Genomic DNA, 26,305 nt, shown 5'->3' with positions numbered 1-26,305 from the left:
CCGCCGCCGATCGCCAGCCGTGCTCAGACGAGGCGGCTCTGTTCCGTCGCCGCTTCGATGAAGCTTGCAAATAGCGGATGCGGATCGAGCGGCCGGCTCTTCAGTTCGGGGTGGTACTGCACGCCGATGAACCAGGGATGATCGGGATATTCGATCGTCTCCGGCAGCACACCGTCAGGCGACATGCCGGAGAAGACGAGGCCACAGTTCTCGAGCCGGTCCTTGTAGTCGATATTGACTTCGTAGCGGTGGCGATGGCGCTCGGAAATATCGGTCGAGCCGTAGATATCGGAGATCTTCGTGCCCTTCTTCAGCGCCGCCTTGTAGGCTCCGAGGCGCATCGTACCGCCGAGATCGCCGGAAGCTGCGCGCTTTTCCAACACGTTGCCCTTCACCCACTCAGTCATCAGGCCGACCACCGGTTCCTTCGTCGGACCAAATTCGGTCGAAGAGGCATTGGGTACATCGGCAAGGTTGCGGGCAGCCTCGATGACGGCCATCTGCATGCCGAAGCAGATGCCGAAATACGGCACCTTGCGTTCGCGGGCAAAACGCGCCGCATGGATCTTGCCTTCCGAGCCGCGTTCGCCGAAGCCACCGGGCACGAGGATGCCGTGCACCTTTTCGAGATAGGGCGCCGGATCTTCCTTTTCGAAGACCTCGGACTCGATCCATTCGAGTTTGACCTTGACGCGGTTGGCGATGCCACCGTGGTGCAGCGCCTCGATCAGCGATTTATAGGCATCCTTGAGGCCGGTGTACTTGCCGACGATCGCAATCGTGACTTCGCCTTCCGGCGTGCGGATGCGGTTGCAGACCTCTTCCCACTGGTCGAGGCGCGGCTTGGGGGCCGGCTCGATGCCGAAGGCGGCAAGCACTTCGTCGTCGAGGCCTTCCTTGTGATAGGCCATCGGCACGTCGTAGATATTGGCGACATCGAGCGCCTGGATGACGGCGGACGGCCGCACGTTGCAGAACAGCGAGAGCTTGCGGCGTTCGGCTTCCGGGATTTCCCGGTCGGCGCGCACCAGCAGGATGTCGGGATGAATGCCGAGCGCCTGAAGCTCCTTGACGGAATGCTGCGTTGGCTTGGTCTTCAGTTCGCCGGCCGCCGGAATATAGGGCATCAGCGTCAGGTGGACGTAGACGGCGGTGCCGCGCGGCAGGTCGTTGCCGAGCTGGCGGATCGCCTCCATGAAGGGCATCGCCTCGATGTCGCCGACCGTGCCGCCGATCTCGCAGATGACGAAATCGTAGTCGTCATTGCCTTCGGTGACGAAATCCTTGATCTCGTTGGTGACGTGCGGAATGACCTGCACCGTCGCGCCGAGATAATCGCCGCGCCGTTCCTTGTCGATGATGTTCTTGTAGATGCGGCCGGTGGTGATGTTGTCGGTCTTGGTTGCCGAACGCCCCGTGAAGCGTTCGTAATGGCCGAGATCGAGATCGGTTTCCGCGCCGTCGTCGGTGACGAAGACCTCGCCGTGCTGGGTCGGGCTCATCGTGCCCGGGTCCACGTTCAGATAGGGGTCGAGCTTGCGAAGCCGGACCCGATATCCACGGGCCTGCAGCAACGCTCCGAGAGCCGCGGCCGCAATTCCTTTTCCGAGAGAGGAAACCACGCCGCCAGTGATGAATACGTATCGCGCCATGGGATTCACCGGATACCTTTTCAAAAACGATTCCACCAGCCCAAAAATTCTTTTCCGGAACTTTCGGTGCGTGGCGCTGGAATCTGCACAAAAGAAAACCGGCAGACCCGAGGGCCTGCCGGCGGTTTATGTCGAAGACCGGCTTACTGTCCCGTCGGGACGCCGGAGGGCTGGGCCGGCGCGGCGGGCGTTGCCGGAGCAGTCGCCGACGGAGCTGCCGGGGCACTCGCCGCTGGTGCATTTGCAGCCGGTGCCTGGGTTGCAGGCGCAGACGTTGCAGGTGCCTGGACAGCCGGTGCCGGCGCAGCAGTGCCGCTGTTCGGAACGCCGTTGCCGGCCGGCTGGGCCGGAGCCTGCGCGCCGCCACCGAGCGAATCGAGAATGCCGTTGCCCTGACCGCCCGTTGCCGGAATACGGTTGAGAATATCGCTCGGACGGCCCTCGTAACGTGTCAGGATGCCGAGGCCAAGCGAGGTGAGGAAGAACAGGGTCGCAAGGATCGCTGTCGTGCGCGTCAGCGCATTGGCAGTGCCGCGGGCCGACATGAAGCCCGAGCCGCCGCCGATTCCGAGGCCGCCGCCTTCCGAACGCTGGATGAGCACGACGCCGACGAGGGCGAGCACAATCATGAGATGGATGACAATCAATACTGTCTGCATGGGTCCAGTCCTGCCCGTGCGGAGACGGACATAAATAAGAAATTCTGGCGGCTCTTTACATGAGGCTTTGATCTATTCCAAGCCCTTCGGCCAGGAATAAACCCAGTAATAAACAATGCCTCTCAGGCGAGCAGCACGTCATACGCCCGGTAGATGGCGAGGAAGTCGGCGGCTTTCAAGCTCGCTCCGCCGATCAGCGCTCCGTCGACATTGGCGATACCAAGCAGTTCTACGGCATTGGCGGGCTTCACCGACCCGCCGTAGAGAAGGCGCATCTTGCGGCCTTCATCGCCGAAGCGGGCCACGAGCTCGGCACGCATGAAGGCATGCGCCTTTTCGACATCGCCTGATGTCGGCGTCACGCCGGTGCCGATCGCCCAGATCGGCTCATAGGCGATGACCGTGTTCTCCGCGGTTGCCGCATCGGGAACGGAGGCGGAAAGCTGACGCTTGATGACGTCGAGTTCCTGCCCGGCGCGACGTTCGTCCGCCGTCTCGCCGATGCAGATGATCGCGGTCAACTCGGCGGCAAAGGCGGCTTCCGCCTTGGCGCGGACCAGATGGTCCGTCTCGGCATGGTCCGTGCGCCGCTCGGAATGGCCGACGATCACATAGGTGCCGAAACTGTCGGCGATCATCTCGGCCGAGATATCGCCGGTATGGGCGCCTGACGGCTTCTGGTGGCAGTCCTGCGCGCCGATCGCAAGCGGGCTGTCGGTGCAGAGCGCCGTCGCCACGTAGAGCAGCGTCGTCGGCGGGCAGATCAGCGCCTCGACCTTGTTAGCGAGCGGAGGGCGAACGCCCTCGGCGATCGCCTTGATCTGATCCAGGGAGGCACGCGTGCCGTTCATTTTCCAATTTCCCGCCACAAGCGGGCGCACGTCAGGGGTCATGCCGGCCTTCCACAAACTGCATATCCCTGGGGCAATATCAAAAGCGTGCGGCAAAGAAAAGCATCATGCCCTTGACGTAAGGGGAATCTCTGCGATCTCGCGCATATTTCTGCCGAATTCGTTCTCAGCCGGCGAGAATCCAGTTCAACACCCTGCGCCAGTCGATCATCCGGATCGGCGTTCCATGGTTTCCGGTTTGAAACAGCGTGAAGCGCGTCGGATATTTCGCCTTGTGCAGGCCTTCGAACAGCGCCTGCTGGTCGGCTGCGGCATAGACCGGGTCGCGGCTGCCGTGCGCGAACCAGAGCGGCAGTTTCGCCTTGTAGAACGGGCTCTTCGCGAAATCGGGATCGGTCACCCCGCTCATGATGAGCATGCCCTTCAGCCGCTTGACACTGTCGCCGTCGCGCGCAATGCCCCAGCAGACCTGGCTGCCCATGGAAGCGCAGGAAAGGACGATCGGCCGACCGGGCGATTGTGCGGCGGCATAGCGGATGAGGCCTTCGATCGCCGCAACGCCGTTGCTGTCGAAGCTTCTCACCGTTGGCGAATAATAGACGCCTCCATTGCCGGCGACGAGGTTCTTCAGCCGGTTGAAATTGCCGCCGAAGCTGTAGTCGTTGGCTCCGAGACGGCGATCGCCGTCGCGGCCGTGGATGAAGATCACCGTAAAGGCGGCATTCGCGGCCGGTCCCACCCTGGTGACATCGAGCCTGATACCGTCGAGCGAGAGCGTTTCATCCGCCTGGGCCTTGCGGATGCCGAGCGCCACATATTTCTGCTGTGCTCGCTTCTCCGGGATCTGGTCGCGGCCGTTGATATCGCGCGTCTCGTCATAGTCGATGACCTCCAAGGCACCGTCATCCCCAGTCTGCAGCACGGTCTGCTTCGAGAACAGATCGTCCTTGAAGGGTCCCAGCGTATCGCTCGCCCGCGCCGGTCCGCCGGCGGAAAGCACGGCCGTGGATAGGAAAAAGGCCGCAATTGCAGTGATGATGGTGCAATGACTTGTGGACATTCGCATGCGGATGGTTTCCTGAAGCCTGCCGCCGCTTGCCATTCTGCGCCCGGCAACGCAAATCATGTCTGAAAAGCCCGCCAAGTCTGGCGGTGTCGCGTATAGAGGTGCTTTCTGGCAGAATCTGTCTGATTCGCAAACGTGACGTGAAATGCGGTGATTTTGGGTCGGCGGCGGATACCAGCCCAAGACAGGATGAAGATCTGAACGGCTCCATGGACAACAGCAAAGACCTTTTTTCCGGACTGCCCCTCTCTGAAAAACGGGAGGAGGCGCAGAAGCCTGCCGTTGCGGCCGAACGGCCGCCGGTGACGGCTGCGCCCGTCGTCGCAGCAGCATCCTCAATTGCCGGAGCCTCCGCGCGCCCTGCACCTGCCGCGTCGAACTCGGATGAGTATGGCGCCTCGTCCATCCGCGTCCTCGAGGGCCTCGAGCCGGTGCGCATGCGCCCGGGCATGTATATCGGCGGCACCGACGAAAAGGCGCTGCATCACCTCTTTGCCGAAGTCATCGACAATGCGATGGACGAAGCCGTCGCCGGACACGCCAATTTCATCGAAGTGCATCTCGATCTGCAGGGCTACCTGACCGTCTCCGACAACGGCCGCGGCATCCCGGTGGAGAACCATCCGCAGGTCCCGGGCAAGTCGACGCTCGAAGTCATCATGACCAAGCTGCATGCCGGCGGCAAATTCGACGGCAAGGCCTATGAGACGTCAGGCGGTCTGCACGGCGTCGGCGTTTCGGTCGTCAACGCGCTCTCCGACGACCTCGAGGTCGAGGTGGCGCGCAACCGCAAGCTATACCGCCAGCGCTTCTCCCGCGGCCTGCCGCAGGGCGGGCTCGAAGAACTGGGTGATGTCCACAATCGCCGCGGCACCCGCGTGCGCTTCCATCCAGACCCCCAGATATTTGGGGATCACATGAAGTTCGACGCCGCCCGCGTTTTCCGCATGGCGCGTTCCAAGGCCTATCTCTTCGGCGGCGTCGAGATCCGCTGGAGCTGCGAAGCGGGCGTGCTGCCGGAAGGTTCCGAAGTCCCTGATAAGGCCGTCTTCCACTTCCCCGGCGGCCTGAAGGACTATCTGCAGGCGACGATGGGCAAGGAGTTCACCGTCACCCGCGAGATCTTCGCCGGCAAGACCGAAAAGACCAGCGGCCATGGCTCGATGGAATGGGCGATCACCTGGTATGGCGGCGATCCGCAGGTGCATTCCTATTGCAACACCATCCCGACGCCCGAAGGCGGCACGCACGAGGCGGGCCTGCGTATCGCGCTGACCAAGGGCCTGAAGGCCTATGCCGAGCTGACGCAGAACAAGCGCGCCGCGCAGATCACCACCGACGACGTGATGATCTCCGCCGTCGGCATGTTGTCGGTCTTCATCCGCGAGCCGGAATTCGTCGGCCAGACCAAGGACAAGCTTGCGACCGTCGAGGCTCAGCGCATCGTCGAGAACGCGCTCCGAGATCCCTTCGACCATTATCTCGCCGACAACCCGAACGAGTCGGCCAAGCTGCTGGACTGGGTGATTGAGCGCGCCGAGGAGCGCCTGCGTCGCCGCAAGGAAAAGGAAGTCAACCGCAAGACGGCGGTGCGCAAGCTGCGCCTGCCGGGCAAGCTCGCCGATTGCTCGCAGAACACCGCCGAAGGCGCCGAACTCTTCATCGTCGAGGGCGATTCGGCAGGTGGCTCGGCCAAGCAGGCGCGCAACCGCGCCAACCAGGCGATTCTGCCGCTGCGCGGCAAGATCCTCAACGTCGCCAGCGCCGGCCGTGAAAAACTCGGCGCCAACCAGCAGCTCGCCGATCTTATCCAGGCGCTCGGCTGCGGCACGCGCTCGAAATACCGCGACGAGGATTTACGCTATGAGCGCATCATCGTCATGACCGATGCCGACGTCGACGGCGCCCACATTGCCTCGCTGCTCATCACCTTCTTCTATCAGGAAATGCCGGAGCTGGTGCGTGGCGGCCATCTCTTCCTCGCCGTGCCGCCGCTCTACAAAATCACCCAAGGGTCGAAATCCGCCTATGCCCGCGATGACAATCATCGCGCCGAGCTGATGCAGACGGAGTTCAAGGGCAAGGCCAAGGTCGAAATCAGCCGCTTCAAAGGTCTCGGCGAGATGATGCCCGCCCAGCTCAAGGAAACCACCATGGATCCGGCCAAGCGCACCCTGCTCAAGGTGCTGATCGACGAGGTGGATTTCGAGGGCACCCGCAGCGCCGTCGACGATCTCATGGGCACCAAGCCGGAAGCTCGCTTCCGCTTCATCCAGGAGCGCGCGGCCTTCGCCGAGAACCTCGATATCTAGGGCGTCGCGGGCGCGCTGAACAGTCGGACTGGTACGGTCCGGCGCGCCGCATTTTAGCATTCGCGATTTCACGGAACTGACGAAGAACCGTAACAACTCCGTCAAACAACCGGCGCATGAAGCGGTTGGCGCGCCTTCCCTCGTTGGAGCAGCTGCGCCGGTTCGACCGTTTTCAACCCCTTGCCGGATATTTGATATGACCAAGCGTTTTCTCGCGGCTGCCGCTTTCGTTCTGCTGTCCAGCACCGTCATTGTCAGCGCCACCGAGATCGGCGCCACCTTCGGGACCGCCTGCCCCTTCGGCGATTGCGCCGCTGGCATTTCGCTTTCCTATCTCGGTGAATTCGTTATCCCCACAGGCCATATGGAAAACGGTGTCGAATTCGGCGGCATATCAGGCCTCGATTTCGATGCCGCCACCGGCCACTATATCGCCATCAGCGATGACCGCTCCGAGAGGGCCCCGGCCCGCTTCTATGAACTTGATGTGGATGTCGATGCATCGGGCCTCAAGGACGTCTCCATCGTCAAGCGCGTCACGTTGAAGGACAAGAACGGCGAGCCCTTCACCTCCAGGACCGTCGATCCGGAATCGATCCGCCTCGGCAAGGACGGCATCTACTGGGGCAGCGAAGGCGACGGCAAGGCGCTCTTGCCGCCCTTCATCCGCGTCGCTTCGCCGGACGGCTCCTTCGTTCGCGAATTCAAGCTGCCGGAGGGCTTTGCGCCGACCGCCGACAAGTCGACAGGCATCCGAGACAACCTCGCCTTCGAGGATCTCGCCGTCGCTCCTTCGGGTGATGTTTTCGTCGGTGTCGAGGCCGCCCTCTATCAGGACGGCCCAAACCCCTCGCTGACATCAGGCAGCTTGTCGCGGATCATCCGCTATGACGGCGCAACCGGCGAGCCGAAGGCTCAGTACGTCTACCCGGTTTCGCCGATCCCGCAGGCCGCCACGAAGGCCGACGGCGGCAACGACAACGGCATGTCGGAGATGCTCGCCCTCGACGATCACCGCCTGCTTGCCGTCGAGCGCAGCTATGCCCAGGGTTTCGGCAATAACATCAAGATCATGATGATGGATCTCACCGACGCGACCGACATATCCGCCATCCCGTCGCTCGCCAAGAACGACCAGCGCGTCGTCCCCGCCCGCAAGAGCCAGGTGCTCGATCTCCGCGCGATCGGCCTTGTTCCCGACAATATCGAGGCCATGTCGCTCGGCAAGGCGAAGGACGGTAGCGAGGTTCTCATTCTCGGCTCCGACAATAATTTCTCGGCCAGCCAGAAGACGCAATTCTACGCCTTCAAGGTTATCAGCCGTCCGCAACAGTAAGACGCTCCGTCTGACGGTCGAATAGCGACGCTTTGTATACGCTTTCACGCTGCGGACCTTGAAACCGCCGGGTTCATGGCCCATAACCAGACGACAAGAATAAGAAGAGGCGCGTGTGGGTGTGTTCGACCGTCAGAAAGCCAATCATGAGCCGCGATGGCTGGGTTCGTCGTCGCCGACACGCACGCCGCTGATCCCTTCCATTTCGGCGGCGCGCTGGCTGCTGGTCCTGATCGTCGCGGCCGGTGTTTATTTCTTCTACGGCTTCCTCGTGCCGGTGCTTGCAGCCCTCGTCATCGGCTTCGCCAGCTGGCCGCTCTACCGCAAGCTTCTTGCCCGCGTCGGCGGCAATACGACGATTGCGGCGACCATCGCCATCATCATGATCATTACATTCCTGGTCATCCCGATCGGGCTTGCGGTCGCCTATACGACGGGCGAAGTGCGCACCTGGGTCGCCTGGGCGATCCATGCCAACCGTACAGGCGCCCCGACGCCCAATTGGATCGTCGTGCTGCCGTTGGCGGGCTCGTACCTCGATGAAGTCTGGACAAAATATATCGGCAGTCCCGGCGCCCTGGGCGAGGTCATCCAGGCGGTCAGCGGCGCCAATATCGGCAACATCTACCGTGCCGTGCTTGCGGCCGGCGGCGGCGCCTTCCACCTGCTGCTGACGCTGCTCTTCATGCTGATCGCGTTGTTCTTTGTCTATCGCGATGGCTTCTCCTTCTCCAAGCAGATCGACATGCTGGGCGAGCGCATCCTACCGAACCGCTGGGAGCGCATTTCCCGCGTCGTGCCGGCGACGATCAGCTCTACCGTCATGGGCATGACTCTGATCGCGATCGGCGAAGGTATCGTGCTCGGCCTCGCCTACTGGATCGCCGGCGTACCGTCGCCGGTGACGCTCGGCGTGCTGACCGGCGTGATGGCGCTAATACCGGGGGGAGCGCCGCTCTCCTTCACGCTGGTCTCGATCTATCTGCTGGCCAGTGGCTCGCATGTCGCCGGCATCGGTCTCTTCGTCTGGGGCACCGTCGAACTCTTCATCGTCGACAAGACGCTGCGGCCGAAGCTTGTCGGCGGTCCGATCAAGCTGCCCTTCCTGCCAACCTTCTTCGGCCTCGTCGGCGGCGTCAAGACGATGGGTTTCCTCGGCCTCTTCATCGGCCCGGTGCTGATGGCGCTGATCGTCGCCATCTGGCGTGAGTGGATCCACGAGGCCCGCAACGCCGAAAAGGGCGAGACGGGACCGCAGATCCTGATCGACGAACAGGCCCCCTCGCCGTCGAAACCGATCCCCCGCATCGCCGAAGGCTGAGCGTTCGCCGACCCTTATCCCAGCCGCTTTTCCATGAACAGGCTGAGCGGGTCCGGCAGATAGCTGCCGAAAGGTTCGATATCCCGATATCCGTATTTGCGGTAAAGGGCGATCGCCTCCGGCTGGTAGATGCCGGTTTCAAGCCGGATCGCCGCCAGCCCTTTTTCCCTCGCGATCGCCTCCAGCGCGTTCATCAGGCCGCTGGCGATCCTCAGCCCCCTCGCCTTGGGATCCACAAACATGCGCTTGATCTCGGCCGTGCCGTCGCCGGCTTCGACCAGTGCGCAGCATCCGACGATTGTTCCGTCGTTACGGGCGACGAGGAAGCTCACCGAAGGCTTTTCCAGCGAGGAAAGGTCAACCAGATGGTTGCTTTCCGCGGGATAGAGCGACTGCGCATAGGCATCGGAAAGATCGAGAAGACGGATGACGGCGTCCTGGCGCGGCGGCTCTTGGGCGATGGTGACGGACATGCTGGCTCCGGATGCTTGCAAGGTGCGCAATTTTTGCCGAGATGACGAAGAGTTAATACGTTCGCCTTTTTTCGGTTGGAATTGCCCCGTCTAAGGCGATGTCAGCTTCAATAGCCAAGGAGGCAGAATATGCAAGCGGTGCTCATCGCGATGACCATTCTCGGTTGCGACGATTCCGTCAGCCAATGCAATTATGTGGCGACCGTCGATAAGCGCTGGGAAACCGTTGCCGCATGCGATGCCGAAGCCGAGCGTCGGCTCAAAGCCTATGCCAATGTCAACTATCCCTCGGTTATCGCGGTGTGCGAGGCACCGAAAGCACTCGCCGCGGCCGAGGCGCCGAAGGCTTCCCCTCTGCCTGCAGCTACGCCCGAGGTTGCGACTGTCGTGCCAGAGCCCGCCGAAGAACCGGTAAGGCTCGCAAGTTTTGCTGAAAACATCGCCGGTCAGGTCCGCGCGCATTTACCGTCGGGCAGCGACGTCAAGGAGACGCTTTCCAAACCCGTGCACTTCGTTTCCGCCAGCTATTCCTGGGTCGTGACGCGGCTGAACGATTAGGCTGCCGCAAGCGCCGCATAGACGCGGGCCGATTGCCGCTGTTCGGCGACACCAAGCTTTTCCACCATGTCAAGCAACTCGCCGACCGCACCATGTGCGCTATCACGATGGCGGAATTTTTCGAGAAGACGGCCGCAGACGTTCCCGAGCACGCTTCCAGGCGCCTTCCTGGCGGCGTCGCGCCAGAGCAGCGTCGCTTCGACGAAGATGACGCTGATGTCCCTCGGCAGGCCGGCGGACTCGTAGAGCGCGCGCACCGCATGCATGCGCCCCGTTGCCAGGATCGACCGCACCCGGCGCTCGCCACAGCCGCTCAGATCGACGATCGCGGCGGCAAAGAAGTCCACCTTGCCGGCGCAGAGCGCATGCATCAGGAAGGACGGCGTCAGCCGGCCGTTGAGGCGCAGATGCGTCACGAGATCGGGTATTTCGCGCGGCGCGATGTCGCCGGCAATCGAAACGATGGCAGCCTCGGTCGCCTCGCGGCTGATGCGCTGAAGCCGCTGCAGGCCGATTGCGGCCTGGGCCAGCGGCAGTCCGACCAGCGCATTGCTGACATGCTGGGTAAGCAGCTGGCGGGCATCGGCGGGAAGATCGCCGCGGTCGAGAAGCAGATTACGGATGTCGCAGTTGTCGCCCAGCCGTTCGGCAATGCGTTTCAGCGATTGGCTGGAGATCGCCGCGCCGTCGTTTTCAAGCAGGCAAAGCAGTTCCTCCTCGTCGCCCACCTCGGCAAGGGCGGCGGAAACCGGGCGCGTCACATAGGCTCTGGCAGCGATTAGCATGCGGGTGGCGCCGTTGCCGCGCGCGGCAAGGTCGACGAGATCGGCATCGCTCAAAAGCGGCGAGCAGGTGACGGCGTGGCAGGCGACCTCGGGCTGGTCCTCGGCAAGGGAAAGGATCAGATTGCGTGGCGCATCGGGCGACCAGGCGATCGCCTCGGCAAGCGCGAGCCGCACACGCGGCGACGGATCGTCGAGGAGAAAGGTCATCGCCATCTCGGCCGCCTTCCGTTCGTCCGCAGACATCGCGGACTGCAGGTAGGCCCGACCAAGCGCGTTTGCCGCACGGGCCCGGTCGCCGGTCTTGGCCGTTTCGATCCAACGAAGGAAAGCTTCTACGATCACTCGATGCCCCAGCACTTGAACGCGATTCCCTCGCGCTCCATTCACTGCTGCGACCGTAGCGATAAAAGGTTTAAGATTCGTTCACCATGTTTCTTAAGCCTTTGTATGCCTTGCCGGTTAGGCTTCGACGCGGGGCCGGAGCATCTCGAAAACATCGCTGCCTTCGCTGTAATCCATGTAGCCCATGCGCGCCACCGGCCGGGCGATCGCCATGTCGAGACGGCCGTCTCTGACGATCGCCTCGTCGATATGGATGCCGACCACCTCACCAAAGACGAGGACGTTTTCGGAAGGTGCGCCCGACAGCGTCTTCGGCTCGATGATCTCGGTGACGCGGCATTCGAGCACCGCGAAAGCCTCGCCGACATAGGGCGCGTCGATCAGTTCGGCCTGCTTCTGCGTCAAGCAGGCGAAGTCGAATTCGTTGGTGCCGTAGGGCAGCGGCGCCGACGAGAGGTTCATCTTCTCTGCGAGGTTGCGACTGACAAAATTGCAGGTAAAGACGCCGGTTTCAGCAGCGTTGCGCTGGCTGTGCTTCCGCCCGGCCGAGGAAAACATAACCAGCTTCGGCCGGTCGGCCACGGCATTGAAGAAGGAATAGGGCGCAAGGTTGATCGAACCGTCCCTGCCCTTGCTGCCGATCCAGCCGATCGGACGCGGGGATACGATCGCCTTGAAGGGGTCATGCGCGAGCCCGTGCCGGTTGCTGTCGGTGGTGTAGAACATCAGTCGTCTCCGCCGACCCAGGTCACGGTATCGGCAAGCTCGGGCCGCGGCCGCTCGATCGCCGGAAATGTCGTCGAGCCGATATGGATGAAGCCCGCCACCTTTTCATCCGGCCCGACACCGAGCAGCGGATAGGCGCGTTCGTCATAGGCGAACCACTCGGTCAGCCAGTTGGCGACATAGCCGTTGGCATTGGCGGCGAGAATGACGTTGAGGCAAAGCGCGCCTGCCGACATCAGTTGCTCCCATTCCGGGATCTTGATATGCGGACCCGCCTTGCTGACCACGGCGACGACCACCGGCGCGCGGGTCAAGCGGGTGCGCTCGACCTGGATCATCTCCTCGGAAAGCTCGGGTTTCGCCGTGAGCGCCAGCTTCAAAAGCTCTTCGCCGAGATCAGCGCGCTGCTGTCCGCGGTAAACGATGAAACGCCAGGGTGCGATCTTGCCGTGATCGGGAACACGCGAAGCAAGACGCAGGATCTCCTCGATTTCGGCCTTCTCGGGGCCTGGTTCGCACATCTGGAAAGCGGGGATGGAGCGGCGCACGGCGAGGTAGTCGATCAGCTTGATATCGGATTTCATGCGGGAGAAGCTTTCATTTTTAGGCTGCTGCGAAGGGTGGGTCTTGAATTTGCCATCGCGTTGGTCTTGAAGTGGCCTTTGCGATTTCAGAAGTCAATCGGTTCACGAAACAGATGTTTGGCATTTCGCCTTTTGCACGCATCGGCCTCGCGCTTGCCCTGGTGGCATTGACGACCTGCGGCGCCGGCGCCCAGGAGGCCTTCAAGGACTTCAAGCAGCTCGAGTCGACGTCGAAGATGCCGAAGCTCAACGCCTTCATCGCGCCAGGTGCGGCGCCCGAGGCCGCCAAGCTGCGCGATGTCGCGATGGAGGCCAAGCTGACATCAGACGGCACGCCGGTCGAGGACGGCCTTTCCTGGTACGTTTTCAGCCCGATCGCCGGAACCGACGGCAAGCTGCCGCTGATCGCCAGCGCCAAGGGTGGGCCTGCCGCCTTCCAGCTCGCCCCCGGCGATTATTTCGTCAACGTGTCCTTCGGTCGTGCCGGCGTCACCAAAAAACTGACCGTGCCTGCCGACGGCGAAGTCGACAAGCAGGTGATGGTGCTCGATGCCGGCGGTCTGCTGCTCAACGCCGTCTCCGGCACCGATGCCCGCATCCGTCCCGACCAGCTGAGCTTCTCGATCTATTCGTCGGAAGTGCGTGACGATGGCGAGCGCGGTCTCGTCATGGCCGATGTCTCGCCGAACACCGTCGTCCGCCTCAATGCCGGCACCTATCACATCGTTTCCGAATATGGCAGCGTCAACGCCGTCATCCGCGCCGACATCCAGGTCGAGGCCGGCAAACTGACCGAGGCGACGATCCAGCACCGCGCTGCGCAGATCACCTTCAAGCTGGTCTCCGAAACCGGTGGCGAGGCGATCGCCGATACGGCCTGGTCGATCCTGACGGCAGCCGGCGACAGCGTCGGCGAAAGCGTCAGCGCCTTTCCGACGATGGTTCTCGCCGAAGGCGGATATTCCGCCGTCGCCCGCAACAAGGACAAGATCTACCAGCGCGATTTCACCGTCGTCGCCGGCAAAAACACCGATGTCGAGGTTCTCATGAGGGACCAGCAGCCGCAGCAGCCCGTAAGTGCGGCCCGTACGGTGCAGCAGGTGCCGGCCGGCACCCCGCCGCCGCCCGGCGTTCAGCCGGCCCCCGAACAGCCGCTGCCCTCCTACGAACAGCTCGAGCCGCAGGGCGGTGACGGCGCCAGCCTGGATTGATTTCCCACAAGTGGTTCGGCTTAGCCGAAGCCTTTTCGGACGGCGCGTTTCGGCGGCGCCATCGAGAAGACGGCCGCGTGGAGGCGGTCGAGCAGACTTCTGCGATCGCTGCCGCTGCTCAGTGTCTCCCATGTCAGCACTTTGCCGACATGCGCCGTGATCGTCCTGCCGGACAGTCGACTGAATTCATGGATCAAGAGCGACAGGCGCAGCGTCATCGACATCAGGCTCGCCAGATGAAACAGGGGGCCGTTCTGGCCCTCGAAGTAGACCGGCAGCACGCTGGCGCCCGCTGCCTGAATGAGCTTTGCCGGAAACATCTTCCACGGCAGATCTTCGGCAGGTCCGAAGCCCATCCTGGCGGTCGCCACGCCGCCCGCCGGAAAGACGATGATGGTGGTGCCGCCCTTGAGCAGCCGCACCGCCTCGTGCCGGCTCCGGATGTTCATCGCCAACGCCTCCCGGCTTTCTTCGAAGGAGATCGGCAGCGAATAAGGCGCCATCTCAGGCACCTTCAGCAGGTCGTTATGGATCAGCACCCTGAAGGGGCGGCCGAGCTGTTCGGCAAGCGCCAGAACGGCGATTCCGTCGCCGATGCCGAAGGGATGGTTGGCGACGATGAGGATCGGTTCGATAGGGATGGATTCGAGCGGCCAATTGCCGTCGACGTCGAGTTCGATGTTAATCAGATCGAGCAGCTTGCCGAACACACGGTTGCTCTTGCCGATGATGTCGCTGCGCCAGAGGTCGTAGAGCCTGACGAAGCGGTCGCGGCCCGAGAGCCTCTCGATCGAGCGGATCAGCCAGCGCTTCAGGCGCGGATCGCCATCATTGGCATAGGATAATTCTTTGAAGCGCAATCCGACATCGGGACGAGCCCGCTCCACAGTCGTGACGAGAATATTGCAGCTTCATAACAGATTTCCGACAGCGCCGGAGCGGCGCTGTCGGACCAGGCGGTTTTCAGGCCGCCCTGGCTTTCTTTGCTTCGGCCTTGCGGCGGATGTCCGGCGGCGTCGCCTCGAGGGCAAGGCTGTCGACGGCAGCGTCGAGCCCCATCGAAACCTGGTCTTGGCTGCCGAGGCGGCGGATATTGACCGTGCGCTCTTCGGCTTCCTTCCTGCCGCAGACGATGATGACGGGAACTTTCGTAACGGAATGTTCGCGGATCTTGTAATTGATCTTCTCGTTGCGGAAGTCGGTCTCGACATGCAGCCCGGCTTCGCGCAGCGCTTCGGCCACTTCAAGGCCGTAGGCGTCTGCTTCCGAGGTGATCGTCGCAACGACGACCTGCAGCGGCGAAACCCACAGCGGCAGATGGCCGGCGAAGTTCTCGATCAGGATGCCGAGGAAGCGTTCCATCGAGCCGCAGATGGCGCGGTGGATCATCACCGGCTGCGTCTTTTCAGAGTTGCTGTCGATATAGAAGGCACCGAAGCGTTCCGGCAGGTTGAAGTCGACCTGCGTCGTGCCACACTGCCATTCGCGGCCGATCGCGTCCTTCAGCGTATATTCGAACTTCGGCCCGTAGAAGGCGCCCTCGCCCGGCAGGATGCCGGTCTTGATGCGGCCTTCGGACTGCGCCTCGATCGTCTTCAGCACATCGGTCATCACGGCTTCGGCGCGGTCCCAAAGCGCATCGGAACCGACGCGCTTGTCCGGACGGGTCGAAAGCTTGACGACGATTTCCTTGAAGCCGAAGTCTTCATAAACCGACAGGATGAGATCGTTGATCTTCAGGCATTCGGCGGCCATCTGCTCGTCCGTGCAGAAGATGTGCGCGTCGTCCTGCGTGAAGCCGCGTACGCGCATCAGCCCGTGCAGCGCGCCCGAAGGTTCGTAGCGATGCACCAGCCCGAATTCGGCGAGGCGGATCGGCAGCTCGCGATAGGATTTCAGCCCATGCTTGAAGATCTGCACGTGGCCGGGGCAATTCATCGGCTTCAGCGCAAAGACGCGATTGTCAGCTTCCTTGTCTTCGGGATGGGTCATTGCATGCGCCGATTTCACGGCGAACATGTTTTCCTGATACCAGCCCCAGTGACCCGAAGTTTCCCAGAGTGCGGTGTCAAGCACCTGCGGCGCGTTGACTTCCTGGTAGTCGGCGGCCAGCCGGCGACGCATGTAGGAGACGAGCGACTGGAAGATGCGCCAGCCCTTGCCGTGCCAGAAGACGACGCCCGGGCCTTCTTCCTGGAAATGGAACAGATCCATTTCACGGCCGAGCTTGCGGTGGTCACGCTTTTCGGCCTCTGCAAGCATATGCAGGTAATTGTCGAGCTCGGATTGCTCGGCGAAGGCCGTGCCGTAAATGCGGCTCAGCATCGGATTGTTGCTGTCGCCGCGCCAGTAGGCGCCGGCCACCTTCAAAAGCTTGAAAGCAGAGCCGATCTGGCCGGTCGAGGCCATGTGCGGACCGCGGCAAAGGTCGAACCAATCGCCCTGGTAATAGATCTTGAGATCCTGCCCTTCCGGGATCGCGTCGACGAGTTCGACTTTGTACTGCTCGCCCTTGTCGGCAAAGACCTGCTTCGCCTTCTCGCGCGACCAGACCTGCTTGGTGAAAGGCGCGTTGCGGGCGATGATCTCCTTCATCTTCTTTTCGATCTTCGGCAGATCGTCGGGCGTGAAGGGCTCGTTCTTGGCAAAGTCGTAATAGAAGCCGTTCTCGATGACCGGGCCGATCGTCACCTGGGTGCCGGGCCAGAGTTCCTGCACCGCTTCGGCCATGACGTGCGCAGCGTCGTGCCGGATGAGTTCCAGCGCGCGGTCGTCGTTGCGGGTAAGGATCTCGATCCTGCCCGTTGCTACGGGATCGGAAAGGTCGCGCACTGTACCGTCGATCGCAATGGCGACCGCCTTCTTGGCGAGCGACTTGGAAATGGATTCGGCGACATCCCGGCCGGTTGCGCCGGCATCGAAGCTGCGCACGGAACCATCGGGAAATGTCAGGGAAATGGCTTGGGACATCGAAATTCTCCTTGTCCAGTCCCGCCAACGAATGCGGGTGGTTGCAATGACAGCGCCTCCGTCCTTTGGAAGCGCTGCCGCCTGATACTCAGATTTCCCTCGTGAGTAAAGAAGAAGCCGGCCTACATGATCATTTCGGCAAGGCCGCACACCGTGTTCCAGTTGCGCATCGTGCCGACGCCGAGCCGTTTGGTCGTCAGCGCCGAAAGCAGCTTGGATTGGTTCTGCTTGCCGGCAAAATCGATCCAGAGATCGCCGCCGACGACGGCGATGCGCTGTCCTTCCGCCATCAGCGGCTTCAACGCCTCCACCTTCGCCGGATCGACCGGCAGGCGCATCACCCGGACGATGACCTGATCACCACTGCCGTCCCTGAAGGGATTGGTGCTGCAAAGCGCCATCCAGGTGCAGTCGCTGCGCACGATGATATCGACATGTTTGCCGAACTTCTCTTCGAAACCCTCTTCCAGCGCGACCTCAAGTTCGTGCGGCCGCATTTCGTCGGCTTCGAAGACAAGATTTCCGGTCGAAACCAGTGTGCGCGGCTCGCGATAGCCGAGCTCTTCGGCAAGCGCGCGCAAATCTTCCATGATGACCCGGCGGTCGGGCGCCAGGACGATGCTGTGGAGGAGCGCTATGAACATGCTCATGGCCGCCAGAATTCCTCTGCTCCATCGGGCAGGGTTTTCAGCACCCTGCTGAATGCCGCTTCATCGACATGTTTCCATATGGCTGCCGCCACATCTGCGATGGCGGTGTTCGGGGAAAAATTATGGTCACCGCGCAGTGACTGCACTTCCCGTGTCATGGCCGCACGATCCCTGAAAGACCGTTTGACCTCGTCGGGATTCCAGTCGGCGACGAAAATCGCGCGCAGGACCGGCGGCAGCACATCGGCGAAGCGGAGCGCATCGGCAACATTCAGCCGGCGGCGAAACGTCTGAAAGACGCCCTGGGTCATCGTGTAGACCACATTGCGGCTGTCGATCAGCGTATCTGCTCTCAGCTCATCGAGATAAGCGTCGAAATCCACCGATGCACGCCTGTATTCGCCGGGCATCGTCATGGGGGTCACCCTCTTTTGCGTCCGAGAGCGATATAACGCCACGGCGTCCACCAGTGAAAGTCGCCGCCGAGCGTCTCCGGCACCTGGTCGAGTCCGCTGGTGCCGCCCGGACCGCAGCGGCCGACGCGAAACAGCGTCATCCATCCGCCGGCCCAGAGCCCATGGCGGGCGATCGACTCGTAGCCATATTCTGAGCAGGTCGGGATATGCCGGCAGGAATTGCCGACAAAGCCGGAAAGCGTCAACTGATAGAAACGGATGAACCCCATACCGAGCAGGCGGTCGGGGGTCTTGCGAAAAGGGCCGGTATAGTTGCGGGAACGGTGCGCGGGCGCTTTGCGCGGATTCGCAGAGCCGGCGGCGCCACCGTCGTCCTCATCGCTGGTCTGCAGGGCGCAGAACTCGCACATCTCGATTACGCCTCGACTACTTCCGCCCGTTTCGCCTCGATCTGCCCGATCGCATCGACCACCGCATCGAAAGTCAGCATCGTCGAGGCATGGCGGGCCTTGTAGTCCCGCACCGGCAGCAGATAGCGCATGTCTTCAAACCGCCCGGCAGGCCCCGCCCCGTCCGCCTTCAACATGGCGAGCATGTCCTGGCGTGCCTGGCGCAGTTCGCCCGACGTGGCTCCCACGACATGGCGGGCCATGATCGAGGACGAGGCCTGTCCGAGCGCGCAGGCCTTCACATCGTGAGCAAAATCGGTGACGACGTCACCGTCCATCTTCAGCCAGACCCGCACCTTCGAGCCGCAGAGCTTGGAGTGGGCCTGGGCGCTCGCATCCGCATCCGCAAGTGTGCCGGTCAACGGAATATTGCCCGCGAATTCGAGGATTTTGCTGTTGTAGATGTCGTCCATGCTGGATTCCGCTCCAAAATCGCTGCGGATCGGCCTAATCGGCCTGTTATTGTCGTCGAAACAAAAAACACACCGTGTCGCCCAAGGATACTTACATACCATGACGGTCTTCCTATATGTATGTCGTTCGAAGGCCATGAAAATGCAATGGCCTCGTGTAAGTTTGATTGGGAAACCGTGCCGGATGGGTGTTGAAACAGCCCTGAAAGCCCCGGAGCCTGCCAGAGGTGCATGAATTCCCGCATGGGATTGACCAGTGGCGATTCCGACAGACGGGTCCGCGATGCGGACCAGGAGACCATTGATCATGGACGCCATCGTAAAGAATTTTCCGCAGACGAACCGTGAGTCTGATCGGCCTTCCCAGCAGGAGGCAGAAGAAGCCGTTCGTGTTCTGCTGCGCTGGGCCGGCGACGATCCGGCGCGTGAAGGTCTGCTCGAGACGCCGGCTCGCGTCGTCAAAGCCTACCGCGAGCTTTTCGCCGGCTATGATATGGCGCCGGAAGACGTGCTCGGCCGTACCTTCGAGGAGGTTGCCGGCTACGATGACATGGTCCTCGTCAAGGACATTCCGTTCTACTCGCATTGCGAACACCATATGGTGCCGATCATCGGCAAGGCCCACGTCGCCTACATGCCGGACGGACGCGTGCTCGGCCTGTCGAAGATCGCCCGTGTCGTCGAGATCTATGGCCGCCGCCTGCAGACGCAGGAAACGATGACCGCGCAGATCGCCCGGGCCATCGACGACACGCTCAATCCGCGCGGTGTCGCCGTGATGATCGAGGCCGAACATATGTGCATGGCAATGCGCGGCGTTCAGAAGCAGGGCTCGACCACGTTGACGACGACCTTCACCGGAACGTTCAAGACGGAACCGGCCGATCAGGCCCGTTTCATGACCATGGTGCGAAGCCGCTGATACCGGCTCCCTCAGGAGGGCCGCGATGAGCCAACTGATCTTCAGTCAACCATCCGAGGACAAGTCCGCGTTGGAGGACGCGGGTGATTTCACGCCGCGTTTCGACGATCGTGGCTTAATCACCGCCATTGTGACAGATGCCGGCGACGGCGAACTGCTGATGGTGGCGCATATGAACGCCCAGGCACTGGCGCTGACCATCCAGACCGGCACGGCCCATTATTTCAGCCGTTCGCGCGGCAAGCTCTGGAAGAAGGGCGAAACGTCAGGCAATCTCCAGACGGTGAAGGAAATCCGCACCGATTGCGATCAGGACGCCATCTGGCTGAAGGTCGAGGTCGCCGGTCACGACGCCACCTGCCATACCGGCCGCCGCTCCTGCTTCTACCGGACGGTCACGCTTCAGGACGGAAAGCCGATGCTTGATATCGTCGATGACGAGCGTCATTTTGATCCGCAGGACGTTTACGGAAAATAGCCCGATTTCGCCGGCATTTGCCCCTTATTGCGCCAAAAACCGCTTCTATATACCATTTGGAAACTGATCGGGCACACTATCGGAAACCAAGTGTTCTACTGGAGGGGAGAGCGCCATGCTGAGCTGGAGTCTGCATCGTCAAAGCTCTGAAGGCGAGGGTTCCGGTTCCGGCATATCGACCACACTCGAAACGATCCCTCCCCCTACGCCCGCAAGGAAAATCAAGATCGCGCTCGCACTCGGCGGCGGCGCCGCCCGCGGCTGGGCCCATATCGGCGTGCTGCGCGCACTCGACGAAGCGCGGATCGAGATCGGCATGATTGCCGGTACCTCGATCGGCGCACTGGTCGGCGGTTGTTATCTCGCCGGCAAACTCGACGAACTCGAAAATTTTGCGCGCTCGCTGACCATGCGCCGCATCGCGAGCCTGCTTGATCTCACAATCGGCGGTAGCGGCCTCTTCGGCGGCATGCGGCTGACCAAACGCATGCAGGAGCATCTCGAAGGACTGAACGTCGAGGATCTCGACCGGCCCTTTGTCGCGGTCGCGGCCGAGGTCAATACCGGTCACGAGGTCTGGATCGCCAATGGTTCGCTGATCACTGCGCTCAGGGCCTCGTATGCCCTCCCCGGCATTTTCGAGCCGGTGCGCAGCAACCATCGCACGCTGGTCGATGGCGCGCTGGTCAACCCCGTTCCCGTCTCCGTCTGCCGCGCCTACGAGCAACTGCTCGTCGTCGCCGTCAATCTCAATTATGATCTCTATGGCCGCTCGGCTGTTGTCCGGCACAATGCCAGCCTCTCGCCGCAGGAAGTGCAGAAGCAGGAAGCGGCGCCCTATGCGCGGCTCGGCATGACCGGCGTCATGGTCCAGGCCTTCAACATCATCCAGGACAGGATTGCCCGCGCCCGCCTTGCCGGCGACCCCCCTGACATCTCGCTGCAGCCGCGCCTCAGCGATATCGGCCTTTCCGAGTTCCATCGGGCCGGAGAAGCGATTGAACGCGGCTACGAGGAAGCCAGGGCTCGGCTCCCCGAGATCCAGCGCATGCAGGAAGTCTACGCCAGCCACCCCTGACGCATGTCGCGGTTTTGGAACGACGACATGCCTCAAACAAGGCGGGCGAAAACCTCAGCCGGCGATATAGGCCTTGATTTCCTCGGTCTCGCGCACGACTTCGGCGATGCGTGATTTCACCACGTCGCCGATCGAGATGATTCCGGCGAGCTTGCCGTTGCTTTCCACCGGAACGTGACGGAAACGGCGACTGGTCATCAGTTCCATCAACTCGTTGACGGTCGTCTCTTCGTGACAGCGATAAACCTTCGACGTCATTACCTGGGCAAGCGGCTGATCGAGGCTGTCCTTGCCGTGTTTGGCGATGGCGTGCACCAGATCACGCTCGGTGAACATGCCCGAAATCCGGTTTTCCATGCCGACGACGACGATGGCACCGATCTTCTTCTTGCTTAGAATATTGGCCGCCTCGGCGACGGTGGTGTTCGGCCCGGCGGTGACGACGTCCCTGCCCTTCAGGTCGAGGATTGCTTTGACTGAACTGGTCATTCGAACCTCCTATGTCCGTGAAACACTTGTCACAGGCATCCGCGGCGGTTTCTCCCCCCAGCGCGGATATAGGCCGATGGTGCACCGCCCGGCTCAGGATTGCAACATATCCTTCTTGGTGCCGGCAGCTTCCACAGGCGGGCTAGGCGCTCGGTCGAAAAGCGAAAAAAGCAGGAAGCCGAAGACGAACCCGCCGATATGCGCGTCCCAGGCAATCGCCTGATCGCTGTCGCCGGCGAGCGGGATGCCGATGGCAATCAGCGCGTTGCCGACCAGCCAGAGCAGCATGAAGATGACGACGGTCCGGCTCTTCAGCGCCTCGAGGATGGAAAGCCGGGCATTAAGATGAGTCGGCAGCATCGGCCGCCGCTCGGACGGAAAGGCGAATCGGCAGGCAGCCCCCATCAATCCCGAGATGACGCCGGACGCGCCGATCAGAAGCGATATGTCGCCCCAGTTGAGCGCTGCGTGCAGTGCGGCGGATGCGACGGAGGAAAGAATCCAGAAGAGCACGAAACGCAACGTTCCGATCCGGCGCACGACCGGTGCGCCGAAAGCCATGAGCCAGAATCCGTTGAAGACGATATGCTGAACGCTGCCGTGCAGCAGCGAATAGGTGACGGGCGTCCAGAACAGTTCCGGTCCTTGCTGCGACAGCGGAATCACATAGCGGGCGGGAACGAAGCCGAAGGTGAAGAACAGCCAGCTTACTGCATCGTCGGAGAGCACCAGCGTCTGCACTGCGTAAATGGCGATCAGCAGGCAAAGGCTGAAGAACAGCGCAGGCGGAAGGTTGAAGACCGGTACGCGCGGCGGCCGTGCCGGCGGCTGGACCTCGGGAGGTTCGGGCGCCTTGTTCGGCTCGGCCGTCTGCTCATTCATCTGTGTTTTGCCTCGTTGAAGCCACAGCCATACAGGAGCGCCTGTCAAAAAAAAAGCCGCCCGCAGTGTCGGACGGCGTAACCCGGAGTGCCTGGAAAAACCCTGGCCCGGGGAGGTTGTGCAGAACTTCGAAAGTCGAAGCGATGGTGGGACAGTGTCATGAGAGGCGCCTCATCTCAACTGAAACCGTTTCTTAACCTTAACCGCCGCGGTTTGGCATGAAATCCGCAAGGTAGAGCCTATGAGGGCCATGACGGCCTGAAATTGCTCCGGAATGGGACAGGTGGGTGTGAAATGCGTTTACAGACGACCATCGAAATATTTGACTATTGGAACCGCATCCGTGGCACTGCGGATGCACCGTTGAAATCCCAGGTCGAACCTTCCGCCGTTCCCCATCTTCTTCAGAGCCTCTTCATTCTGGAGAAGCGCGACGGCGGAGACATCGGTTTCCGGCTTGCCGGCACCCGCATCTGCGATCTCTTCGGGCGCGATCTGCGCGGCGAGCGTTTTTCCTCGCTCTGGGCGCATGGTCAGCATACCGATATCGAACGTACGGCGATGGGCGTGATGGACCACGCCATGCCGGCCCTTTTCAATGCCACCGGCTACAGCACCGTCGGCCATCAGGCTTCTTTTGAGATCGTCATGATGCCGCTGCGCTCACGGGACGGCGCCTGCGACCGCCTGCTCGGCGCAATCACACCGGCGGCGGCCGCGAGCTGGCTGGAGATCGTGCCGCTCGAATTCCTGGCGCTGGATCGCAGCCGCCTGCTGCCGACACATTTCGGCAGAGCCGCGCCAGCCGACGTGCGCCCCGTCAACGAGGTCGTCGCCGGCATAGGCGCCCGTTTCGGCCAGGTCATGCGTCGCATGGTGTCGCAGCTGCTGAGCGTGGAGGCGCGCTGACGGTCCCGTTTTGGAACACGAGGCATACTCGTTTTCGGTTATGCTGGGATGGGTCGGAACAACCTTCTGTTAATGGATTGCGGGTAAAGATCGAACTCTGCCCTTTTCATGAAGAAGCCCTTTGATGCACTCGTTCCAGCCAGCTCAGACGCAAAGACCTGCGCCGCGCCCTGAACAGGGCGTTTTCCAGCGTGTGCCCATCAATATGCAGGGCCGGCTGATGCTTGCTAACTACGAGGAATTCGAATGCATGGTGATCGACATGTCGCCTGGCGACATGTACGTCACCTGCCTTGGCCGGCCGCGTGCCGGCGAACGCGTGATCGCCTATATCGACCACCTCGGCCGCGTCGAAGGTTATGTTCAGACGCTCGACAGCCGCGGCTTCACCATGTCGATCAATGCCACCGACCGCAAGCGCGAGAAGCTCGCCGCCCAGCTCACCTGGCTTGCCAATAAACACGAGCTCGGCCTGCCCGAGGATCGCCGCCACGACCGCCTGACACCGCGCGACGTGAAGACCGAACTTACGCTTGAGGACGGCACGCGCTATTCTTGCCGCATCATGGACCTTTCGCTGTCGGGCGCTGCCATCGACATTGAAATGCGTCCCTCGATCGGAACTGCGGTGCGTCTCGGCAATATGCGCGGGCGTGTCGTTCGCCACTTCGTCGAAGGTGTCGCGATCGAATTCCTCTCGATCCAGTCCCGCGAGACGCTGCGCGAATTCCTTTAGGCCGTCATCCATCCGTCACCGATATGACGGATAAGGCTGCCCTCCTCGATCGCGGGCGCGCCGATGTCACCTCTCTATCCTGATATCGAACCATACGATCACGGCCTGCTCGACACCGGCGATGGCAACCTGATCTATTGGGAAGCCTGCGGCAACCCGGCGGGCCGTCCGGCGCTCGTGCTGCATGGCGGGCCGGGTTCCGGCTGTTCGACTACGGCACGCCGCTATTTCGATCCCGACGCCTACCGGATCATCCTCTTCGATCAGCGCAATTGCGGCCGCAGTCTCCCGAGCGCTGCCGATCCCGAAACCGATCTTTCCCTCAACACGACATGGCATCTCGTTGCCGATATCGAGCGGCTGCGGCTCCATCTCGGCATCGACAGCGGGCTCCTTCTCGGCAACTCCTGGGGCTCCACGCTGGCGCTCGCCTATGCCGAAACCCATCCGGAGCGCGTCGCCGCGATCGTCATCGCTGGCGTGACCACTACGCGCCGCTCGGAGATCGACTGGCTCTATCGCGGCATGGCGCCCCTCTTTCCCGAGGAATGGCACCGTTTCCGTCAGGCGATTCCCGCGGGCATGCAGGGGCAGGACGAGGATATGGTTGCCGCCTACCATCGTCTTCTCAACGATCCGGACCCCGCGACGCGCCTCAAGGCGGCGCGCGACTGGCATGACTGGGAGGCGGCCTCGATCCTGCTTACCGCCCCCGAAGGCCTGCCGCGCCGCTGGGCCGATCCGGCTTATCTGCTGACGCGCGCCCGCATCATCACCCACTACTTCGTGAATGGCGCCTGGCTGGAAGACGGCGCCCTCTTGAAGAATGCAGCGCGACTCAGCGGCATTCCCGGTGTTCTGCTGCAGGGAAGGTTCGATATCGAGGCGCCGCTTGTCACCGCCTGGGAACTGGCCCGTGCCTGGCCGCAAAGCGAGCTCAAGATCATCGAGCAAGCCGCCCATTCCACCTCGAATCCCGATATGACGGCGGCGATCGTTGCCGCCACCGACCGATTTCGCGATCTTCCTCAAAAATAATTTTCCCGCCGAAACCGCGGATGTGAGCGACATTCTGGTTCTGAACCGCCCGAATCGCCCGACTTTGGCCGCATCGCCCGCCTGCTACGTGCCGGCGCTCGCTGCCGGTGGCACAGCGGAATTTATCCGGCTCAACGAAAATCCTTAACATCAGGACGGCAACCCAGGCCTTTTGCGGGCGAAAGCCTTGTTGCGTGAATTACAATTTTATTCGATTTCGAGACAAATCCGCGTCGAATTTTATGCGCATTCGAGATTGTTTTGATCCAATCTTTATCGGTATTTGAATCAACTAAGCCTTTAATTCTATTGCGTAATTTTGCGTGAGATAAAAACGTCTGTGCCATTGTCGCTCCAACTTAGGGGAGACGGCAATGACAACTGCGAACATCCTGAAAGGCGGCCTTCTGGCCGGTGCCATCATGATGGCAATGACGGGTTCGGGACAGGCGATGCCCGCCAGCATGGCCCTGGCAGGCAATGCCAGCCCGCCTATCGGACACTACGAATTCTGCAAGGCGAATCCGAAAGAATGCGCCTATGCCGGCGGCGATGCCGGCCCGGCCATCCTTACCGAGGATCGCTGGAAGGAAATCCTCAAGGTCAACTACACCGTCAATTCGACGATTCAGCCGGAGACGGATGAACAGATCTACGGCGTCGAGGAGCGCTGGGCGATTCCGACCACTGTCGGCGATTGTGAGGACTATGCCCTCCTGAAGCGCAAGATGCTGATCGACGACGGCTTCTCGCCGTCCGACACTCTGATCACCGTCGTGCTGCAGCCGAATGGCGAAGGCCATGCCGTGCTGACTGTTCGTACCGACCACGGCGACTTCATCCTCGACAACATGCGCAACAAGGTGCTGCTGTGGTCGGATACCGAATACACCTATCTGAAGCGCCAGTCCGCCGACGATCCGGCTCGCTGGTCGAAGCTTCAGGACGGCCGCACTGTCGCGGTTGGTAGCGTCAAGTAAACACGGCTCGCCGGCTCCG

At 61.8% G+C, this 26,305-nt stretch carries 28 protein-coding genes; 12 read left to right on the top strand and 16 right to left on the bottom strand.

Annotated features, from left to right (window positions below; all coding sequences use genetic code 11):
* Window positions 1–23: 23 nt before the first annotated feature.
* The 4 genes from EFB14_RS04305 to EFB14_RS04290 form a co-directional block, all read right to left on the bottom strand.
* Entirely contained in the window at window positions 24–1,652 is a 1,629-nt protein-coding gene (locus EFB14_RS04305) for a CTP synthase (RefSeq protein ID WP_125845640.1), read from the bottom strand.
* Between the two features lie 143 nt (window positions 1,653–1,795).
* Entirely contained in the window at window positions 1,796–2,311 is a 516-nt protein-coding gene (secG, locus tag EFB14_RS04300; RefSeq protein WP_126823016.1) for a preprotein translocase subunit SecG, read from the bottom strand.
* A 122-nt stretch (window positions 2,312–2,433) separates the two neighbouring features.
* Window positions 2,434–3,204 (bottom strand): triose-phosphate isomerase, encoded by a 771-nt coding sequence (gene tpiA / locus EFB14_RS04295; protein ID WP_125845642.1) that lies wholly within the window; start codon window positions 3,202–3,204, stop codon window positions 2,434–2,436.
* A gap of 124 nt (window positions 3,205–3,328) precedes the next feature.
* Window positions 3,329–4,228 carry an alpha/beta hydrolase gene (locus EFB14_RS04290; protein ID WP_126823014.1) on the bottom strand — a complete coding sequence of 300 codons (900 nt, stop codon included), beginning with the start codon at window positions 4,226–4,228 and terminating at the stop codon, window positions 3,329–3,331.
* A 209-nt stretch (window positions 4,229–4,437) separates the two neighbouring features.
* Between EFB14_RS04290 and parE the strand changes: the two genes are divergently transcribed.
* From parE to EFB14_RS04275, 3 genes are all read left to right on the top strand, one after another.
* Window positions 4,438–6,540 (top strand): DNA topoisomerase IV subunit B, encoded by a 2,103-nt coding sequence (gene parE / locus EFB14_RS04285; protein ID WP_126823012.1) that lies wholly within the window; start codon window positions 4,438–4,440, stop codon window positions 6,538–6,540.
* A 196-nt stretch (window positions 6,541–6,736) separates the two neighbouring features.
* Window positions 6,737–7,876, top strand: a complete 1,140-nt coding sequence (locus tag EFB14_RS04280) for an esterase-like activity of phytase family protein (protein WP_126823010.1) — start codon at window positions 6,737–6,739, stop codon at window positions 7,874–7,876.
* Window positions 7,877–7,991: 115 nt separating this feature from the next.
* Entirely contained in the window at window positions 7,992–9,197 is a 1,206-nt protein-coding gene (locus EFB14_RS04275) for an AI-2E family transporter (RefSeq protein ID WP_126823008.1), read from the top strand.
* 14 nt (window positions 9,198–9,211) lie between these two features.
* Here the strand turns inward: EFB14_RS04275 and EFB14_RS04270 are convergent, their stop codons facing one another.
* The gene (locus EFB14_RS04270; RefSeq protein WP_126823006.1) at window positions 9,212–9,670 is read right to left on the bottom strand and encodes a GNAT family N-acetyltransferase; all 459 of its coding nucleotides are present in this window, start codon (window positions 9,668–9,670) and stop codon (window positions 9,212–9,214) included.
* Window positions 9,671–9,799: 129 nt separating this feature from the next.
* Between EFB14_RS04270 and EFB14_RS04265 the strand changes: the two genes are divergently transcribed.
* Window positions 9,800–10,228, top strand: a complete 429-nt coding sequence (locus tag EFB14_RS04265) for a hypothetical protein (protein WP_126823004.1) — start codon at window positions 9,800–9,802, stop codon at window positions 10,226–10,228.
* Here EFB14_RS04265 and EFB14_RS04260 read toward each other — a convergent pair.
* The 3 genes from EFB14_RS04260 to EFB14_RS04250 all read right to left on the bottom strand — a co-directional run bounded on the left by EFB14_RS04260 (window position 10,225) and on the right by EFB14_RS04250 (window position 12,665).
* Window positions 10,225–11,370, bottom strand: coding sequence for a DUF2336 domain-containing protein (locus EFB14_RS04260; protein ID WP_126823002.1), 1,146 nt, complete (start codon window positions 11,368–11,370; stop codon window positions 10,225–10,227). The two genes, EFB14_RS04265 and EFB14_RS04260, sit on opposite strands and share 4 nt — an antisense overlap.
* A gap of 102 nt (window positions 11,371–11,472) precedes the next feature.
* On the bottom strand, window positions 11,473–12,081 hold the full coding sequence (locus EFB14_RS04255) for a flavin reductase family protein (protein ID WP_126823000.1): 609 nt from the start codon (window positions 12,079–12,081) through the stop codon (window positions 11,473–11,475).
* Window positions 12,081–12,665, bottom strand: a complete 585-nt coding sequence (locus EFB14_RS04250) for a nitroreductase family protein (protein WP_126822998.1) — start codon at window positions 12,663–12,665, stop codon at window positions 12,081–12,083. The genes EFB14_RS04255 and EFB14_RS04250 overlap by 1 nt, the downstream gene beginning before the upstream one ends.
* Window positions 12,666–12,778: 113 nt before the next feature.
* Between EFB14_RS04250 and EFB14_RS04245 the strand changes: the two genes are divergently transcribed.
* Entirely contained in the window at window positions 12,779–13,876 is a 1,098-nt protein-coding gene (locus EFB14_RS04245) for a hypothetical protein (RefSeq protein WP_125845652.1), read from the top strand.
* A 20-nt stretch (window positions 13,877–13,896) separates the two neighbouring features.
* Here EFB14_RS04245 and EFB14_RS04240 read toward each other — a convergent pair whose 3' ends face one another.
* The 6 genes from EFB14_RS04240 to EFB14_RS04215 form a co-directional block, all read right to left on the bottom strand.
* On the bottom strand, window positions 13,897–14,736 hold the full coding sequence (locus EFB14_RS04240) for a lysophospholipid acyltransferase family protein (RefSeq protein ID WP_126822996.1): 840 nt from the start codon (window positions 14,734–14,736) through the stop codon (window positions 13,897–13,899).
* A 103-nt stretch (window positions 14,737–14,839) separates the two neighbouring features.
* Window positions 14,840–16,846, bottom strand: a complete 2,007-nt coding sequence (thrS, locus tag EFB14_RS04235; RefSeq protein ID WP_125845653.1) for a threonine--tRNA ligase — start codon at window positions 16,844–16,846, stop codon at window positions 14,840–14,842.
* Window positions 16,847–16,968: 122 nt separating this feature from the next.
* Entirely contained in the window at window positions 16,969–17,496 is a 528-nt protein-coding gene (locus tag EFB14_RS04230) for a DUF1697 domain-containing protein (RefSeq protein ID WP_126822995.1), read from the bottom strand.
* The gene (locus tag EFB14_RS04225; protein ID WP_245438208.1) at window positions 17,493–17,921 is read right to left on the bottom strand and encodes a DUF2267 domain-containing protein; all 429 of its coding nucleotides are present in this window, start codon (window positions 17,919–17,921) and stop codon (window positions 17,493–17,495) included. Before EFB14_RS04225 ends, EFB14_RS04230 begins: the two co-directional genes overlap by 4 nt.
* A complete protein-coding gene (gene yidD, locus EFB14_RS04220) occupies window positions 17,918–18,322 on the bottom strand; it encodes a membrane protein insertion efficiency factor YidD (protein WP_126822991.1) in 405 nt (134 codons plus the stop codon). The genes EFB14_RS04225 and yidD overlap by 4 nt, the downstream gene beginning before the upstream one ends.
* Window positions 18,323–18,327: 5 nt before the next feature.
* Window positions 18,328–18,774 carry an iron-sulfur cluster assembly scaffold protein gene (locus EFB14_RS04215; RefSeq protein ID WP_126822989.1) on the bottom strand — a complete coding sequence of 149 codons (447 nt, stop codon included), beginning with the start codon at window positions 18,772–18,774 and terminating at the stop codon, window positions 18,328–18,330.
* A gap of 307 nt (window positions 18,775–19,081) precedes the next feature.
* Between EFB14_RS04215 and folE the strand changes: the two genes are divergently transcribed.
* The 3 genes from folE to EFB14_RS04200 all read left to right on the top strand — a co-directional run bounded on the left by folE (window position 19,082) and on the right by EFB14_RS04200 (window position 21,252).
* Entirely contained in the window at window positions 19,082–19,696 is a 615-nt protein-coding gene (gene folE / locus EFB14_RS04210) for a GTP cyclohydrolase I FolE (protein ID WP_125845658.1), read from the top strand.
* Between the two features lie 25 nt (window positions 19,697–19,721).
* A complete protein-coding gene (gene hisI, locus EFB14_RS04205) occupies window positions 19,722–20,174 on the top strand; it encodes a phosphoribosyl-AMP cyclohydrolase (protein WP_125845659.1) in 453 nt (150 codons plus the stop codon).
* Between the two features lie 115 nt (window positions 20,175–20,289).
* Complete coding sequence (locus EFB14_RS04200) at window positions 20,290–21,252, top strand: patatin-like phospholipase family protein (RefSeq protein ID WP_126822987.1); 963 nt, start codon at window positions 20,290–20,292, stop codon at window positions 21,250–21,252.
* A 54-nt stretch (window positions 21,253–21,306) separates the two neighbouring features.
* On the opposite strand, the gene EFB14_RS04195 is transcribed toward EFB14_RS04200, so the two are convergent.
* Together EFB14_RS04195 and EFB14_RS04190 are read right to left on the bottom strand one after the other, a co-directional pair.
* Window positions 21,307–21,741: a CBS domain-containing protein gene (locus tag EFB14_RS04195; protein WP_126822985.1), complete on the bottom strand. Its 435-nt coding sequence runs from the start codon at window positions 21,739–21,741 to the stop codon at window positions 21,307–21,309.
* A gap of 93 nt (window positions 21,742–21,834) precedes the next feature.
* Window positions 21,835–22,623, bottom strand: a complete 789-nt coding sequence (locus tag EFB14_RS04190) for a rhomboid family intramembrane serine protease (protein WP_126822983.1) — start codon at window positions 22,621–22,623, stop codon at window positions 21,835–21,837.
* 264 nt (window positions 22,624–22,887) lie between these two features.
* Between EFB14_RS04190 and EFB14_RS04185 the strand changes: the two genes are divergently transcribed.
* The 4 genes from EFB14_RS04185 (at window position 22,888) to EFB14_RS04165 (ending at window position 26,286) form a co-directional block, all read left to right on the top strand.
* Complete coding sequence (locus tag EFB14_RS04185; RefSeq protein WP_126822981.1) at window positions 22,888–23,532, top strand: PAS domain-containing protein; 645 nt, start codon at window positions 22,888–22,890, stop codon at window positions 23,530–23,532.
* Window positions 23,533–23,656: 124 nt separating this feature from the next.
* On the top strand, window positions 23,657–24,268 hold the full coding sequence (locus tag EFB14_RS04180) for a PilZ domain-containing protein (RefSeq protein WP_126822979.1): 612 nt from the start codon (window positions 23,657–23,659) through the stop codon (window positions 24,266–24,268).
* A 63-nt stretch (window positions 24,269–24,331) separates the two neighbouring features.
* The gene (pip, locus tag EFB14_RS04175) at window positions 24,332–25,306 is read left to right on the top strand and encodes a prolyl aminopeptidase (RefSeq protein WP_126822977.1); all 975 of its coding nucleotides are present in this window, start codon (window positions 24,332–24,334) and stop codon (window positions 25,304–25,306) included.
* 374 nt (window positions 25,307–25,680) lie between these two features.
* Window positions 25,681–26,286: a transglutaminase-like cysteine peptidase gene (locus EFB14_RS04165; RefSeq protein ID WP_126822973.1), complete on the top strand. Its 606-nt coding sequence runs from the start codon at window positions 25,681–25,683 to the stop codon at window positions 26,284–26,286.
* The last annotated feature ends 19 nt before the right edge of the window (window positions 26,287–26,305 follow it).

Origin of the sequence: Rhizobium fabae (genome assembly GCF_003985135.1) — a bacterium.
In the GTDB taxonomy this organism is placed as follows: domain Bacteria; phylum Pseudomonadota; class Alphaproteobacteria; order Rhizobiales; family Rhizobiaceae; genus Rhizobium; species Rhizobium pisi.
This window is presented reverse-complemented; position numbering and strand designations above follow the sequence as displayed.

Bases quoted from the DNA above. Each gene is read 5' to 3' on its own strand.
- EFB14_RS04305 (WP_125845640.1), bottom strand. From the start codon at position 1,652: ATGGCGCGATACGTATTCATCACTGGCGGCGTGGTTTCCTCTCTCGGA.
- pip (WP_126822977.1), top strand. From the start codon at position 24,332: ATGTCACCTCTCTATCCTGATATCGAACCATACGATCACGGCCTGCTC.
- thrS (WP_125845653.1), bottom strand. From the start codon at position 16,846: ATGTCCCAAGCCATTTCCCTGACATTTCCCGATGGTTCCGTGCGCAGC.
- EFB14_RS04250 (WP_126822998.1), bottom strand. From the start codon at position 12,665: ATGAAATCCGATATCAAGCTGATCGACTACCTCGCCGTGCGCCGCTCC.
- tpiA (WP_125845642.1), bottom strand. From the start codon at position 3,204: ATGACCCCTGACGTGCGCCCGCTTGTGGCGGGAAATTGGAAAATGAAC.
- EFB14_RS04215 (WP_126822989.1), bottom strand. From the start codon at position 18,774: ATGGACGACATCTACAACAGCAAAATCCTCGAATTCGCGGGCAATATT.
- folE (WP_125845658.1), top strand. From the start codon at position 19,082: ATGGACGCCATCGTAAAGAATTTTCCGCAGACGAACCGTGAGTCTGAT.
- EFB14_RS04245 (WP_125845652.1), top strand. From the start codon at position 12,779: ATGTTTGGCATTTCGCCTTTTGCACGCATCGGCCTCGCGCTTGCCCTG.
- EFB14_RS04165 (WP_126822973.1), top strand. From the start codon at position 25,681: ATGACAACTGCGAACATCCTGAAAGGCGGCCTTCTGGCCGGTGCCATC.
- EFB14_RS04195 (WP_126822985.1), bottom strand. From the start codon at position 21,741: ATGACCAGTTCAGTCAAAGCAATCCTCGACCTGAAGGGCAGGGACGTC.
- EFB14_RS04280 (WP_126823010.1), top strand. From the start codon at position 6,737: ATGACCAAGCGTTTTCTCGCGGCTGCCGCTTTCGTTCTGCTGTCCAGC.
- EFB14_RS04270 (WP_126823006.1), bottom strand. From the start codon at position 9,670: ATGTCCGTCACCATCGCCCAAGAGCCGCCGCGCCAGGACGCCGTCATC.
- EFB14_RS04265 (WP_126823004.1), top strand. From the start codon at position 9,800: ATGCAAGCGGTGCTCATCGCGATGACCATTCTCGGTTGCGACGATTCC.
- secG (WP_126823016.1), bottom strand. From the start codon at position 2,311: ATGCAGACAGTATTGATTGTCATCCATCTCATGATTGTGCTCGCCCTC.
- yidD (WP_126822991.1), bottom strand. From the start codon at position 18,322: ATGTGCGAGTTCTGCGCCCTGCAGACCAGCGATGAGGACGACGGTGGC.
- EFB14_RS04200 (WP_126822987.1), top strand. From the start codon at position 20,290: ATGCTGAGCTGGAGTCTGCATCGTCAAAGCTCTGAAGGCGAGGGTTCC.
- EFB14_RS04255 (WP_126823000.1), bottom strand. From the start codon at position 12,081: ATGTTCTACACCACCGACAGCAACCGGCACGGGCTCGCGCATGACCCC.
- EFB14_RS04180 (WP_126822979.1), top strand. From the start codon at position 23,657: ATGCACTCGTTCCAGCCAGCTCAGACGCAAAGACCTGCGCCGCGCCCT.
- EFB14_RS04190 (WP_126822983.1), bottom strand. From the start codon at position 22,623: ATGAATGAGCAGACGGCCGAGCCGAACAAGGCGCCCGAACCTCCCGAG.
- EFB14_RS04230 (WP_126822995.1), bottom strand. From the start codon at position 17,496: ATGAGCATGTTCATAGCGCTCCTCCACAGCATCGTCCTGGCGCCCGAC.
- EFB14_RS04290 (WP_126823014.1), bottom strand. From the start codon at position 4,228: ATGCGAATGTCCACAAGTCATTGCACCATCATCACTGCAATTGCGGCC.
- hisI (WP_125845659.1), top strand. From the start codon at position 19,722: ATGAGCCAACTGATCTTCAGTCAACCATCCGAGGACAAGTCCGCGTTG.
- parE (WP_126823012.1), top strand. From the start codon at position 4,438: ATGGACAACAGCAAAGACCTTTTTTCCGGACTGCCCCTCTCTGAAAAA.